This window comes from Rhodoferax sp. GW821-FHT10B06, assembly GCF_059415605.1.
Genome location: NZ_JBWKNO010000002.1, coordinates 465,623 through 480,051, shown reverse-complemented (window position 1 = coordinate 480,051; position 14,429 = coordinate 465,623). Strand labels below are relative to the sequence as shown.

Annotated in this window: 10 protein-coding genes; 3 read left to right on the top strand and 7 right to left on the bottom strand. The window is 64.4% G+C overall.

Going from position 1 to position 14,429, the window contains the following annotated elements:
• Positions 1-8: 8 nt before the first annotated feature.
• Positions 9-1,127 carry a sulfate/molybdate ABC transporter ATP-binding protein gene (locus AC07O2_RS04980; protein WP_495074625.1) on the top strand — a complete coding sequence of 373 codons (1,119 nt, stop codon included), beginning with the start codon at positions 9-11 and terminating at the stop codon, positions 1,125-1,127.
• Between the two features lie 49 nt (positions 1,128-1,176).
• The gene (locus AC07O2_RS04975; protein ID WP_495074624.1) at positions 1,177-1,680 is read left to right on the top strand and encodes a disulfide bond formation protein B; all 504 of its coding nucleotides are present in this window, start codon (positions 1,177-1,179) and stop codon (positions 1,678-1,680) included.
• Here AC07O2_RS04975 and AC07O2_RS04970 read toward each other — a convergent pair whose 3' ends face one another.
• The 7 genes from AC07O2_RS04970 to AC07O2_RS04940 form a co-directional block, all read right to left on the bottom strand.
• A complete protein-coding gene (locus AC07O2_RS04970; protein WP_495074623.1) occupies positions 1,681-4,056 on the bottom strand; it encodes a diguanylate cyclase domain-containing protein in 2,376 nt (791 codons plus the stop codon).
• Between the two features lie 208 nt (positions 4,057-4,264).
• A complete protein-coding gene (gene argA / locus AC07O2_RS04965) occupies positions 4,265-5,614 on the bottom strand; it encodes an amino-acid N-acetyltransferase (RefSeq protein WP_495074622.1) in 1,350 nt (449 codons plus the stop codon).
• A gap of 68 nt (positions 5,615-5,682) precedes the next feature.
• Positions 5,683-7,815, bottom strand: coding sequence for a glucans biosynthesis glucosyltransferase MdoH (gene mdoH, locus AC07O2_RS04960; protein ID WP_495074621.1), 2,133 nt, complete (start codon positions 7,813-7,815; stop codon positions 5,683-5,685).
• Positions 7,812-9,353 carry a glucan biosynthesis protein G gene (locus AC07O2_RS04955; RefSeq protein ID WP_495074620.1) on the bottom strand — a complete coding sequence of 514 codons (1,542 nt, stop codon included), beginning with the start codon at positions 9,351-9,353 and terminating at the stop codon, positions 7,812-7,814. Before AC07O2_RS04955 ends, mdoH begins: the two co-directional genes overlap by 4 nt.
• A 175-nt stretch (positions 9,354-9,528) precedes the next feature.
• On the bottom strand, positions 9,529-10,929 hold the full coding sequence (locus AC07O2_RS04950) for a sigma 54-interacting transcriptional regulator (protein ID WP_495074619.1): 1,401 nt from the start codon (positions 10,927-10,929) through the stop codon (positions 9,529-9,531).
• Complete coding sequence (locus AC07O2_RS04945) at positions 10,926-11,507, bottom strand: hypothetical protein (protein ID WP_495074618.1); 582 nt, start codon at positions 11,505-11,507, stop codon at positions 10,926-10,928. The genes AC07O2_RS04950 and AC07O2_RS04945 overlap by 4 nt, the downstream gene beginning before the upstream one ends.
• Positions 11,500-12,927, bottom strand: coding sequence for a sensor histidine kinase (locus tag AC07O2_RS04940; protein ID WP_495074617.1), 1,428 nt, complete (start codon positions 12,925-12,927; stop codon positions 11,500-11,502). The genes AC07O2_RS04945 and AC07O2_RS04940 overlap by 8 nt, the downstream gene beginning before the upstream one ends.
• 192 nt (positions 12,928-13,119) lie before the next feature.
• On the opposite strand from AC07O2_RS04940, the gene AC07O2_RS04935 reads away from it, so the two are divergent.
• Entirely contained in the window at positions 13,120-14,364 is a 1,245-nt protein-coding gene (locus tag AC07O2_RS04935; RefSeq protein WP_495074616.1) for a winged helix-turn-helix domain-containing protein, read from the top strand.
• Positions 14,365-14,429 lie beyond the last annotated feature (65 nt).

Genomic DNA, 14,429 nt, shown 5'->3' with positions numbered 1-14,429 from the left:
GGCCTCTTATGAGCATCGAAATCCGCAATATCCATAAGCAGTTTGGCAGCTTCACCGCCCTGGGCGACGTCAGCCTGGACATCCAGTCGGGCGAGCTGGTGGCTCTGCTCGGCCCCTCGGGCTGCGGCAAGACCACGCTGCTGCGCATCATCGCCGGGCTGGAAACGCCGGACGCTGGCAGCATCCACTTCTCCGGCGAAGACACCACCGACGTGCATGTGCGCGAGCGCCAGGTGGGCTTTGTGTTCCAGCACTATGCGCTGTTCCGCCATATGACGGTGTTCGAGAACGTGGCCTTTGGCCTGCGTGTCAAGCCGCGTGGCCAGCGCCCCAGCGAGTCGGCGATCAAGGCCAAGGTGCATGAACTGTTGGGCCTGGTGCAACTGGACTGGTTGGCCAACCGCTACCCCAGCCAGTTGTCTGGCGGTCAGCGCCAGCGTATCGCCCTGGCGCGCGCGCTGGCGGTGGAGCCCAAGGTGCTGCTGTTGGACGAGCCCTTTGGTGCGCTGGACGCCAAAGTGCGCAAGGAGCTGCGCCGCTGGTTGCGCCGTCTGCATGATGACCTGAATGTGACCAGTATCTTCGTGACCCACGACCAGGAAGAAGCGCTGGAGGTGGCCGACCGCGTGGTGGTAATGAACAAGGGCAAGGTCGAGCAGATCGGCTCGCCACAAGACGTGTGGGACCACCCGGCCAGCCCCTTTGTGTATGGCTTCCTGGGCGATGTGAACCTGTTCCATGGCCGCGCCCACGAGGGCGAGGTACAGCTTGAAGGTATCAAGATCCAGGCCCCCGAGCACCCCGATGCGCAAGACGCCAAGGCTTTTGCCTACGTGCGTCCCCACGACATCCAGGTGCAGCGCTATGTGAAGGGTGAGGGCCTGGACGCCACCGGCCAACCTCTGGGTATGGTGGTGACGCTGACCCGTGCATTGGTGATCGGTCCTATCGCCCGTTTGGAACTAACGCCGCTGGAGCAGCACCAAGCCGTGGACAATACGCTGGATAACCTGGTGGAAGCGCAGTTGCCTGCGGAGCAGTTCCGGGTTCTAGGTTTGCAAGAGGGCGACACGCTGGTGGTGACACCGCGTCGCGCCAAAGTGTTTGTGGAGTCCGCGCCAGTGTGATGTAGTCCCCGGGGGTGCGTCCGCAGGGCGCATTTTTTGAAAGCTATGCATGTTGTTGTCCTGGATTGATGCCGCCCCACGCCGTGTGCTGTTGGGGATCAGCGTGGTGTGTATCGGCCTGCTGGCCTTTGGCCTGTATTTGCAGCACGTGGTGGGCCTGGAGCCTTGCCCCATGTGCATCGTGCAGCGCTATGCTCTTGTTTTAGTAGCAATCATCGCAGGTATCACCAGCGCCAGTGGCAAGAAAAGCTTGCAAGTTTCGGGCGTATTTCTGGTGCTGCTGGTGGCTGGTTTCGGGGCGTTTGTGGCTGCGCGCCAAAGCTGGCTGCAGTGGTATCCGCCCGAGGTGGCCACCTGCGGTCGCGACCTCTACGGAATGATTGAAACCTTCCCGCTGCAGCGCGCCATTCCCATGATCTTCAAGGGCGGCGGCGATTGCACGGTGGTGGACTGGACCTTTCTGGGCGGCTCGATCGCCAACTGGTCGTTTGTCTGCTTTGTCGCCATCATTCTGCTGGCTCTGGTGTTCCTGGGCCGCAAGCTCAAGGCCTGATCACCCCAGATAGAACTCGGACTGGCTGGGGCCGGGAGCGGGTGGTGGTCCCTGGGTTGCGCACACGTAGCGGTCGCGGCCTTGTCGCTTGGCCTCGTACAGGGCTGCGTCGGCCTGCTCCAGCAGGTCTTGTTCGGAAATGTCCTTGTGCGGTATGACGCTGGCAATACCTACGCTCAGGGTCACGTGGCTGGCCGTAGGTGAGTCCTTGTGCGGATGGCCGGCATGCCGTATGCGCTCAAGGCAGCGTTGCGCAACCACCGTGGCGCCGGCGATATCGGTATCTAGCAGCAGCACCGCAAACTCTTCGCCCCCATAGCGCATCAGCAATTCGCCAGGACGGCAAATGCAGGTGTTCAGAATGCGCGCCACTTCGCGCAGGCAGTCGTCGCCGTTCAGGTGGCCATAAGCGTCGTTGTAGCGCTTGAAATGGTCTATGTCTATCATCAGCAGGGCCAGCGACTGTTCCTGGCGCATGCTGCGCGCCCACTCGGAGGCCAGACACTGGTCGAAAAAACGCCGGTTCCCCACGCCCGTCAATCCGTCGGTCACGCTGAGTTCGGCCAGTTGTTCGTTGGCGCGCTGTAGCTCGGCCTGGAACTGCATGCGTTCCGTGATGTCCTGCAAAGTGCCTTCCAGACGCACAGTGTGGCCCTCCTGCACGATGGCCTCGCCATGCGAATGTACCCAGACCTGGCGTGCGGCGGCGGTGGTCATCTGCAGCTCCAGTGCCCAGGGCGTGCCGTAGCGTATGGCTTCGGCCATTGCCTGCTCCAGCTTTTGGCGTGCCTCTGGCGGGTAGCAGGTCAGGGATTCGTCCAGGGACAGTGGCATGCCTACCGGCAGGTCGTGGATCAGGAAAACCTCGGGCGTCCAGGTCTGCAGCATGTTCGACAGGTCCAGTTCCCAGCCTCCGATCTTGGCGATCTCGCCGGTGCGCCGTTGCAAGGCCGTGGCGGCCGCCAGGTGCGCTTCTGCCTGCTTGCGTTCTGACACATCCATATGCGTACCCAGTACGCGGGTGACGCGGCCGTTCTCATCGCGCGCCGCGACCATGGCGTGGTCCAGCACCCAGATCCAGTGGCCGTCCTTGTGGCGCACGCGGTGCTCCAGCTTGTACGACGAGCTATGGCCCTTGATGTGGGCGATGAACGCAGTACGCAGCATGGGCAGCTCCTGCGGGTGCAGCAGTTGCCACCACAGGCCGCCGCGTAGCAAGATTTCATTGGGCTGGTAGCCCAGCATCTGCCAGAGACGGTCGCTGAAAACCATGGTGTTCTTGGCCATATTCCAGTCCCACAGACCCAGGTCCGCGCCCTTGAGGCCGAATTCAAAGCGCTGGGCGGTTTCTTTCAAGGCATCCTGTATCTCGGTATGGGCCAGGTGCATGGCCCTTCGGTGCTTATGGATGTAAGCCAGGCCTATGCAGGCAATCAGGCCGAATACCGCCAGCAGCCCCAGGTTCAGCAGGGCTTCGTTCCACCAGATGGCGTCTACCGCTGCCAGGTTTCGGCTCACAGAGATGGTCAGTGGCGTATGCATGTGCAGCTCGGCGGGCTGGATATTGCGAAAAACCAGCATGCGCTGGTCGCCCAATACCCTTGACTGGCCAATCAAACGGCTTACGGCCTGTCCCGACTGGACATGCTGGTGGAACATGGCTCCCGGCACGTTGATATTGGTGTTCAGGGATTTCGCATTGGGCGGAATCATGATGAACACCCGCCCATCGTGGTGCGTGATGCCGACCGTCATGTCGGGCGCGTACAGCACCGACTGCATCACGATGTCGAAATAGTTCGGCTCCAGCGTGGCGCTGATTAGGCCTATGAATTGCCCATCCACCGCAGATACGGCCTTGCTGGCCCCCACCGCATAGAAGCCAGAGCTGGGGATGTAGTTGGGCGACACATAGAGCGCCTCGTAGTCTGGGTTGGCTTGGGGAATTTCGAAATACGGGCTTTGGTGCAGGTCGGCGCCCAAGGCGTTCTTGTTGTTGCTGCCGATGACGATGCCGGATTTGTCCAGTATGGACAGGTCCCGCACGCCGGGCATGGCATCGGCCAGCAGCTGCAGGCGCCGTCCCATATTGGGCGCGTCACCCGGGTGGTCGCTGTAGTACAGGTCGTAACGCAGACCGGCCAGGGCCCGGTTCACTCCCTGCAGCTGGCGGATCAGGTTTTCGCCCACCACGCGGGCCTGGGTTTGCAGGCGGTCGAATTCCTTTTCCCGGTTCAGTCCGTGTTCCCGCCAGAGTTTGCAGGCCACGGTGCCCAGCAAAACCAGCAGCACCAGTGCCATGGCCCACCATTCCTGGGTATGGCGGCGTTTCAGGCGGACGTCCGTCACCGGGGAATGCGGAGCCGCTTGCCTCATGGAGAGAGGCCCATTGCATGCATGTCGCGGTGTGCGTAGCGGCGCATAGATCGTGAACAGGCTTTAGGAGTGTATGCCGATACATTGTGTACCCGCACCCGCCTCGGCGCACACCTAAATGCACCGAATTTCTATCTATTTCCGACGCCTCGGGGGGCATTGGGCGCCATAGGCGGCCACGTGCCGCCGACTCGTCCCCTCTGGCGCGCTAGTTCAGTTTTTTGACCAGCACCTGGCTTTTGCGGTCCCAGTTGTACTTGCGCTTACGGGCTTCGGGCAGCCATTCCGGGTCTACCTGCACAAAGCCGCGCTTGATGAACCAGTGCATGGTGCGAGTGGTCAGCACAAAAATGCTCTGCAGACCGGCTGCACGGGCACGCTGCTCGATGCGCTTTAGCACTTTTTCGCCGTCGCCCTGGCCTTGCACCTGGGGCGATACCGTCAGCGCGGCCATCTCGCCGGTGTGGGCTTCGGGGTAGGGGTAGAGGGCGGCGCAGGCGAAGATCACGCCGTCATGCTCGACCACGGTGTACATATGGGCGTCGCGTTCGATCTCGGTGCGGCTGCGCTTGACCAGGGTGCCGTCTTTCTCAAACGGTTCAATCAGTTGCAAGATACCGCCCACATCGTCCACCAGGGCCTCGCGCAGGCTTTCCAGCTTTTCGTCCACCACCATGGTGCCTATGCCGTCATGCACATAGACCTCCAGCAGGATGGCGCCATCGACCGAGAACGGGATGATGTGGCTGCGCTCCACGCCGGATTTGCAGGCCGTCACGCAATGCTGCAGGTAGAAACCCGTGTCGGTGGGCACATTCGCCGGGGGGAGTTCGGCCAGCAGTTTTTCGGCCATGGCCAGGGGCAGCTCGGTGTCGATAGGGTTGTCTTCGCTCTCGGGTTCGCCCGGATGCATACGGATGCCGGGCACCTCGGTCAGGAAGATCAGCTTGTCGGCCTGCAGGGCGCTGGCGACCGAGGTAGCCACCTCTTCCATGGTCAGGTTGAAGGCTTCGCCTGTGGGCGAGAAGCCGAATGGTGACAGCAGCAGCATGGCTCCCATATCCAGCACACGGGTGATGCCGGCGATATCCACTTTGCGCACCAGGCCGGAATGCTGGAAGTCGATGCCATCCACAATGCCGACCGGGCGGGCGGTGATGAAATTGCCTGAAATCACGCGGATGGTGGCGCCTGCCATGGGCGTATTGGGCAGGCCCTGGCTGAACGCCGCCTCGATCTCGTAGCGCAGCTGACCGGCGGCTTCTTGTGCGCAGTCCAGCGCCACTTCGTCGGTGATGCGGATACCGTTGGCGTATTTGGGGGGGTGACCCTTGGCCTTGAGCTGTTCATTGACCTGCGGACGGAAGCCGTGCACCAGCACGATCTTCACGCCCATGCTCTGGATCATGGCCAGGTCTTGCGCCAGGTTGGGCAGCTTGCCTGCCGCAATCGCCTCACCCGCGATGCCCACCACAAAGGTCTGGTTCCGAAACTTGTGGATATACGGTGCCACGGAACGGAACCAGGGCACGAAGGTGAAGTTGAAAACAGAGGTCATGGTCATGGCGCGTGATTGTGCATGAAAGCCTCTGTGCCAGCGGGGCTTGCCCCGCTGCTTTTTGGCGATCAGCGCGTGCGGGCACCTACCAGCGCGGCATGCAGCATGCGCAGGCTATGCGGTTCGCTCAGAAAGCGCATTTTTTCCGCGGCTTGCGGCACGGTGTGGCCCTGGCGGCCCAGTTGGCGCACGCGTTGGCGACGGTGCTCGCCGCGCAGGCCCAGGCCGGTGTGGCGGGGGCCCAGGGCTTGCAGGGCCAGGCTGGCCAGGCGTGGCAGGTCGGCCAGCCAGCTGCCAGCGGAGATGCGTACATTGCTGTCCTTGGCATAGGCCCAGGCCTGCTTCAGGACCGACGGAGACTGGGTTTCCTCGGGCACCAGCAGCCAGCCGGCATTGCGCAAGCGCTGGCCGAGTGCACTTTGGCTGCTGAGCACGGTGAACGGCACGGCCAGCAGCAGGGGCAGACCCATGGGCAGCAGCCATAGTGCCGTAGCGGGCGAGATAAAGGCAATGCTGGCCAGCAGGCACAGCACGCCCAGGCCCAGGGGGCCAAAGCGCCGCGCCGCATCGGCCCAGGGCAGGTCATTGGCTTCGCGGGGAGGCGAGGTCCATTCCAGGCGCCAGCCGGTCAGGGCACCCAGCACGAACAGGCTGTGCGCCGCCATACGCAGCGGCGCCTGGAGCATCGACAGGCCTGCTTCCAGTATGGTGCTGCCCACCAGGGCCAGGCTACCGCCAAAGCGTGCTTGTTCTCCACGCAGCAGCACGGCGGCCAGGCCCAGTACCCGGGGCAGGGCCAGCATCAGCGCGGTGGAGGCCCAGAGCGTCACTACGCTGTGGTGGGACCACGGCTGGAATTCGCTGTCATGCAGCCACAGGCAGGCACCCAGCATTACATACAGCAGCCACAGCGGTGCCGATACATAGGCCATGGCGCCGGTGGCCAGCATGGCGCGGTGGACCGGGCGCAGGCCGGGCTCGGCCAGCAGGCGAGAGTTTTGCAGATTGCCCTGGCACCAGCGGCGGTCGCGTTGCAGCTCGGCCAGCAAGTGTGGCGGTTGCTGCTCGTAGCTGCCTTCCAGGTCGTTCACCAGCCAGACCTCGTAGCCTGCGCGGCGCATCAGGGCTGCTTCTACAAAGTCGTGTGACAGGATTTCGCCTGCCAGGGCGCCGGTGCCGGGCAGGGTGGCCAATGCGCAGTGTTGCATGAAGGGCTCCACGCGGATGATGGCGTTGTGGCCCCAGTAGTGGGCTTCGCCCAGCTGCCAAAACTGCATGCCGGCGGTAAACAGGCGGCCGGTCACGCGGCTGCCAAATTGTTGTGCCCGTGCATGCAGGGTGGCGTGACCGCAGGCGCGCGGCGCGGTTTGCAAGATGCCGGCACGCGGGTTGGCCTCCATCAGGCGGGCCAGGGTGACCAGGGTGTCGCCGCTCATCACACTGTCGGCGTCCATTACCACCATATAGCGGTAGCTGCGGCCCCAGCGGCGGCAAAAGTCGGCCACATTGCCGGCTTTGCGACGGGTACGGTGCTGGCGCCAGCGGTAGTGCACCTGCAGCTTGCTGCCATGGGCTTGCATCTGGCTACGCAAGTCCTGCCAGGCGGTCATCTCGGCCACACGCAGGTCGGGGTCGCTGGTGTCGGACAGCACAAACACGTCAAACAAGCGCTCGGCCCCGGCGTTCACCAGCGACTCGCAAGTGGCGCGCAGCCCGGCAAACACCGTGGCCACGTCTTCGTTGCAGATCGGCATGATGACGGCGGTGCGTGCGTCGGCCGACAAGGTGATGCCGTCCGCGCTGCGGGCCGAGAGTGCATGGCGGTCACCGCGCAGCGTGACCCAGAAGCCCATCACGGCGGTCACCGTGCCGGCCGATACCCAGGCAAACAGCAGCGCGAACAGGCCTAGCTGCGTCGCCAGCAGCCAGTCACTGCCCGCACCGGGCTGGGCACGCCATAGCAGGGCGGTGGCAAAGGCCGTGGCACCGGCAATCCAGAACAGCAGCCAGTTGCGGCGCTGTTGGGCTGCCGTTTCCCAGGCTGGAATTTGTTGCTGCAATTGAGCGGCACTGGCGCGCCAGGGGGCGTTGCCAGGGGCTCGTTCGCCACGCAGGAGGGCTGCGAAGCCCAACCAGGGCTGGGCGGGCATGGAGCCGCGCTGGGTGGGAGGCATGCCAGAGGTGTGTGCAGGTGTGGTCATAGGGCAGGCAGGATGTAAGTCCAGGTTTCGCTGACCGTGTCAGGGCCGGCGGTGAGGTAGGCGCGCAGTTCCACGGGGCGCGCGGGGTCCAGGGTCTTGACGCGCAGGGCCAGGCGCCAGGCGCCGGTGGCTTCCACGCGGTAGACGGCTTGCTCGGTAATGCGGCCGTTGCCGTTGGCGCTCACCACGGACTTCAGTTCGTCGTTGCTGGGCAAGGTGGGGCCTTCGAAGTCCACAATGAACTGCTGCTCGTTGGGCGCCAGGGTGGCATAGCTGCGGCCCACCCGGGTCTGTGCGACCCAGGCCTGGGGCGGACGCTGCTGGGCCTCGCCCTGCCAGTCCACGCGCCAGGACACGTCCAGCGGTTGGCCAGGTGCCGGCAGGGTGGCCGGCACCCAGTAGGCGACGATGTTGTCGTGGGTTTCGTCCGGTGTAGACAGCTGCATCAGCTCCACCCGGCCCTTGCCCCAGTCACCCAGCGGGGTGATCCAGGCGGACGGCCGGCGCTCATAGCTGGCTTCGCTGTCCTCGTAGCTGCTGAAGTTACGGTCGCGCTGCATCAGGCCAAAACCCTTGGGCGATTGGGTAGTGAGGGACGTGACCAGCGGCTTGCGCGGGTTCTGCAGCGGGCGCCACAGCCATTCACCTTCACCGCTGGCGACCATCAAGCCGTCCGAGTCATGCACCTCTGGGCGGAAGTCGTCGCGGCTGGGCTGGTTTTCGCCAAAGGAGAACATGCTGGTCAGCGGCGCAATGCCCAGGGTACGTATTGGGTTTTGCGGCGACGCGCGCAGGAACAGCCGGGCCTTGACCGTTACGCTGGTAGTGCTGCCGGGCTGGATCTCGAAGCGGTAGGCACCGGACACGCGGGGCGAGTCCAGCAGGGCCAGGATGGTCAGGGTCTGGGCTTTGGCGTCGGGTCGTTCGATCCAGAAGTCGGTGAAGCGGGGGAACTCCTCCGGCCCGCCGCCCGCGCTGTCCACAGCCAGGCCACGGGCCGACAGGCCGTAGTGCAGGCCTTTGCTCAGTACCCGGAAGTAACTCGCACCCTGGAACACCACCAGCTCGTCCTTGTAGGCTGGGGTGTTCAGCGGGTAGTGCACGCGAAAGCCTGCGTAGCCTATGTCTTCCCAGCTCTGCGGGTTCAGCTTGTTGGCACCGTAGCTGAAGTCTTGTGGGTTGAAGCTGAATGGGCGTTCACCCTCGGGCGTGAGTTCATGCAGGCGTACCGGTTCGGTTTGGTACTTACCCAGGTGGAAGAACATCAGTTCGAACGGCAACTGCTCGGCACGCCAGGCAGCGCGCTCGGGCTTGAAGCGGATGTCGCGCATCTGGTCGTAGCTCAGTTGGCGCAGTGCTGCAGGGGTGCGGCTGGGTACTGGGCTATAGGGCTGGGCAGCCAGGGCCTGGGCGCGTTCGGCCAGGGTGTCGAAGTCGGTGCGCAGCGGCAGTACTGCAAAGGCGGTGGGAGAGGCCAGCGTCACCAGCGACGACAAAGCCAGCATGGCGGATGGAGGTATGCGTGGTGTACAGGTCATTGCCAGTACTGGTGCAAACCCTATGCCATGTAAATAAACCTTTAAAAATCAAATGCTTACGTTATTTTTAAAGAATTCCCCCTTATTTTTTGCAGGAAAAGCGTCGCTGATCAGCGACAGTCCTGCACGCATGCGTTCATCTTGTCTTTGCAAGCTATTGATTTATAACGATAAATCAGCTGTCGCCAGCTGGCGACAGGCCGCTTTCCGGTTCGCCGTCGGACGGTTCGGCGCGGAACAGGCCGGGCGTCAGCCCGTGTTTTTGCAGCAGCCGGTAGAACTCGGTGCGGTTTTTGTCGGCCAGCCGTGCGGCGTCAGCCACCTGGCCGTCGGTCAGCTTCAGCAGGTCCACCAGGTAGCTGCGTTCAAAGCGGTTGCGGGCTTCGGTAAAGCCCAGCACCTCCACGGTGGGCACGCGCAGAGCGCGCTGCACCAGGGCCAGCGGCACCAGCGGCGTGGTGGCCAGGGCGCAGACCTGCTCCACCACGTTGTGCAGCTGCCGCACATTGCCGGGCCAGGCGGCTGTGGCCAGCAGGCTCAGTGCATCGGGGGCAAAGCCTTTCACCGGCTTGTGGTACTTGCTGGCCAGGCGCTGCAGAAAATGCTGTGCCAGCAGCGCAATGTCTTCGCGCCGGTCGGCCAGCGGGGGCAGGGTCAGGGTGACTACGTTCAGCCGGTAATACAGGTCTTCGCGAAAGTCACCTTGGGTCAGCGCGGCTTCCAGATCGCGGTGGGTGGCTGAGAGTATGCGCACGTCTACGTCCACCGACTGCTGGGCGCCCACAGGCCGTATCTGGCGCTCCTGCAGCACGCGCAGCAGCTTGACCTGCAGGGTAGGCGGCATGTCGCCAATTTCATCCAGGAACAGGGTGCCGCCGTTGGCGCTCTGGAACAGGCCCCGGTGGTGGGCCACCGCGCCGGTGAATGCGCCTTTGACGTGGCCAAACAGCTCGGACTCCAGCAGCGCCTCGGGGATGGCGCTGCAGTTTACCGCCACAAAGGCACCGTGGGCGCGTGGGCTGGCGCGGTGGATGGCGCGCGCCAGCAACTCCTTGCCGCTGCCGCTTTCGCCGCGTATCAGCACCGATGCATCGCTGGGTGCAACCAACCGTGCCTCGGCCAGTACCTCGTCCATCACCGCCGAGCGGCTCACAATTTCGGCGCGCCAGGCCTCGCCGGCCGAGCCCGCCACCGGGCGGCTGGCGGCGGACAAAACCAGTGCCCGGCTTACGGCGGCCAGCAGTTCCTTGCCATCAAAGGGTTTGGTCAGGTAGCTGAACACGCCGCGCAGCGTGGCGTCCACCGCGTCGGGGATGCTGCCGTGGGCGGTGAGCAGGATCACCGGCAGGCCGGGGAAGCGTGTCTGCACGGCGTCGAACAGTCCCATGCCGTCCATGCCCGGCAGGCGTACATCGCTCAGCACCAGCTGCGGGCGCAGCACCTCCAGCCGGGCCAGGGCGGCCTCGGCATCGACTTCGGCGGTGACGGCATAGCCGGCGGCGCCCAGGCGCAGCGACAGCAGGCGCAGCATGTCGGGGTCGTCGTCCACCACCAGGATCTGCAGCTTGGCGCTCATGGCGTCTTGCCCATGCTGCGTGGCGCCAGTGACCGCTCGATGGCCTTCAGCGCTTCCAATTGCTCAGTCAACTGGTCTATGCGGCGCTGGTTGTCGCGCAGCTGCTGGTTTTGCCGAACGATCTGTTCCTCGAGCCGCTTTTGCTCGGCGGCCCTTGCCATCAACAGCGGTAACCAACCGGTCCATGCGGCTACTGCCGGGTCATTGCCATTGTTGAGCCCTTCCAGCTGCGCCAGCGCGCGCGCTGAGTCGCCTGGGTTATGTGTATGCAGCCATACCAAGGCCAGATGCACCATGCCGGCAGGTGTGGCGGGCTCTGCCGCCAGCCCGGCGGCCAGGGCGTTGAGTGATTCGGGCGTTGCCTGGCGCAGGCTGTCTTGCCATTGCTGCAGCAGGCGGCCTGCTTCGTCCACGGGGCTCAGTGGCGAGGGCACCGGCACCAGCTTGATGACAGGTGACGACGTGGCTTCATTGCTGATGGCGCTGGCCGGTGGGGGCTCCGCCACAGGGCCTGTGCTGCAGGCGACCAGTGCGCATAGGCTCCAGAGTCCCAAATTTCGGATCAGTAACTTAAACATGTGAGGTGTCCAAAGGCAAAAGGATTTGAAAGCAGGCGCCGTCGGCGCGTGCCACCAGGCGTACCTGCCCGCCGTGGGCGGCCACTTGTTCGCGCACGATGGCCAGACCAATGCCGCTGCCACGCGGCAGATTCAGCGGCTGCACATGGCCACGGTAGAAGGGGTCGAAGATGTGTTCGCGCTCACCCTCGGGTATGCCCGGCCCGTTGTCGCTGATCTCCAGCACCACCTGGCCGTTCAATGTGCCCACCCACCAGCGGATACGTCCGCCAGGCGGACTGAAGCGCACAGCGTTGGACAGCAGATTGCCCAGCGCCATGCCCAGGCGCTCCGGGTCCACCGGGTGGCTGAGTGTGGCGTCGCCTTCCACCACCACGTTCAGTCCACGTGCCTGCCAGCTCAGGCGCTGGGCCTGGGCCACGCCCTCCAGCAATGTGCGCAGCACCGTGGGGCGGCGCTGCAGCTGCCGCGCGTCGAAGGCGGCGGCGTTGTAGCGCAGCAGGTCTTCGATTTGTTGTTGCAGCACGCCAGTGTTGTGCTGCAGTATGGCCACGATCTCGGCCTGCTCGGCGCCCAGCGCACCACCCACGCCTTCTTGCAGCAGGGCCACTCCTTCGCGCAGCGCGGCCAGTGGGGTCTTCAGTTCGTGCGAGGTGTGGCGCAGAAAGCGTGCCTTGTCCTCGTCCAGCTCGGTCAGGCGCAGGCGCAGCCAGTCCAGCTGGCGGCCCAGGCTGGCTAGGTCGGCCGGGCCGTGTATCTGTATGGCCTGCTGCAGCCGGCCTTCGCCCAGCGCCACGATGGCCTTGCCCAGCTGGCGCAGCGGGCGTGTCAGCCACAGGCCAAACGCCAGGGCTGCCACCGCTGCCGCCACGATGGCCACCAGCACCTGCTGCACCTGGCGGTTACGCTGTTCTTCCAATGCGTTTTGCACCTGTTGGTTGTGCTCGGCAATGCTTTGCTGCACCTGCTGCGACAGTCCACGCGAGATGCCGTCCAGGGTCTGGAACTCGGCCGCCACCGCATTGCCCCGGCTGGGGCGCGGCACGCGGGTATCGGCCAGTTGGCTGCGGATGCGCACGGCCGACGCCAGCCACTGCTGGGCCAGAGCGGCGGTGGGCGGGTACTGGCCTAGCGGCAGCAGCAGGGCCTGGGCCTGGTTGGCGGCATCGTCGAAGCGCTGGCGCAGGGCGTCATCGCCCAGTACCAGGTACTGGCGGGCAGCGCGTTCCATATCGGTGCTGCGCTCGGCCAGGCCCCGGGTGGACAGGTTCAGCTGGATGCTTTGCTGCCCGGCCGCGCGGCTTTGCGCCAACACGCCTTGCAGCGCCTGCAGGCCGCTGAGCGACACCGCGCCCAGCAGGGCGGCAATCAGCACAAAGGCGAGCAACAACAGTTGGCGAAAAGAGGCGCGTAGGGTCACGGCAGGGGCAACAAGCCAGGCAACAAGGGGTGGCTTCAGTATAAAAGCCGGTGCTGCACTGCAGCATCTGAAGATGTAATGGGCTGTAGCCGCTGTTGTGGTGCTTTTGGAGTTTCAAGCCCTTTAGGCCTCTGGCGCAGGTATTGCCTGCGCAAGCAGCTATGGAATTAGTAGCTGTCTAGACTGTTGGCCATGCCGCACGACTCACCATCTTCCAAACCCCTGGCGCTGGCCCAGGCGCGCAATCTGCAACTGGCCGCCCAGGGCCTGCTGGCTGCACCGCGCCGCAAGGCCACACCCCTGGCGCTGCGCCAGTGCATTGCCCAGATGCAGCTGCTGCAGATCGACACCATCAGCGTGGTGGCGCGCAGCCCCTATCTGGTGTTGTTCTCTCGGCTCGGTGCCTATCCGCAGGCGTGGCTGGACTCGGCGCTGGCTGACGGTCATCTGTTTGAAACCTGGGCCCACGAAGCCTGCTTTGCGCCGGTCGACCACCTGCTTCTGCACCGCAGCTACAACCAGCAAGCGCGCCGCCACTGGGGCCTGCTGAACGGGCAGGCCGTGCAGGCCAGCCAACGTGCGCATCTGGACGCCTTGCTTGCGCATATCGACAGCAAAGGCCCGGTCCGTTCTGCCGACTTCACCCGGCAGGACGGCAAAACCGGCAATGGCTGGTGGGACCGCAAGGACGAAAAGCGCTGGCTCGAGGCCTTGTTCGCCAGCGGCGAGCTGATGGTCAAGCGCCGCGACAGCTTCCAGCGCGTCTACGACCTGGCGCACCGCGTGCACCCACACCTGGCCAACGCCCAACTGCCCGAAGCCGCTGCCGTGCACCGCCATTTCACCGAGAAAGCCATCCTGGCGCTGGGCATCACACAGGCCCGCTGGGTGCACGACTACTTCCGCCAGAAGCCACGCCTGAAAGATGCCGACCTGGATGTGCTGGTGGAGCAAGGCGTGGTGCAGCGCGTGCAAGTGCAGGGCTGGACTCTGCCCGGCTATGTGCACCAGCAACACTTCGAGCTGCTGCAAACCGCCCAGGCTGGCAAGCTGCGCGCCATCCACACAGCCTTGCTGTCGCCCTTCGACCCGTTGGTCTGGGACCGCGAGCGCGCCTTGGCGATGTTCGGTTTCGACTACCGCATCGAGTGCTACACGCCGGAAGACAAGCGCACTTACGGCTACTTCGTGCTGCCCATCCTGCACAAGGGCGCACTCATCGGCCGGCTGGACGCCAAGGCCCACCGCGCACAGGGCGTGTTCGAGGTGAAGGCGGTGTTTCTGGAAGACGGCGTCAAGCTCAGCGACGCGGCGGTGCGGGCGGTGGCAGAGGTCATCCAGCGTTGTGCGGATTGGCATGGGACTCCGGAGGTGCGGCTGGGGAGGGCGGAACCGGAGGGCCTGAGGCAGCGGCTGTGTGGGGCTTGGGTTAATTAGCGCTTTTCTCTGCGTAGGAAAGGACTTACCGGAGGATTCCCCTCTGTCCGATAGTGTCTGACGCT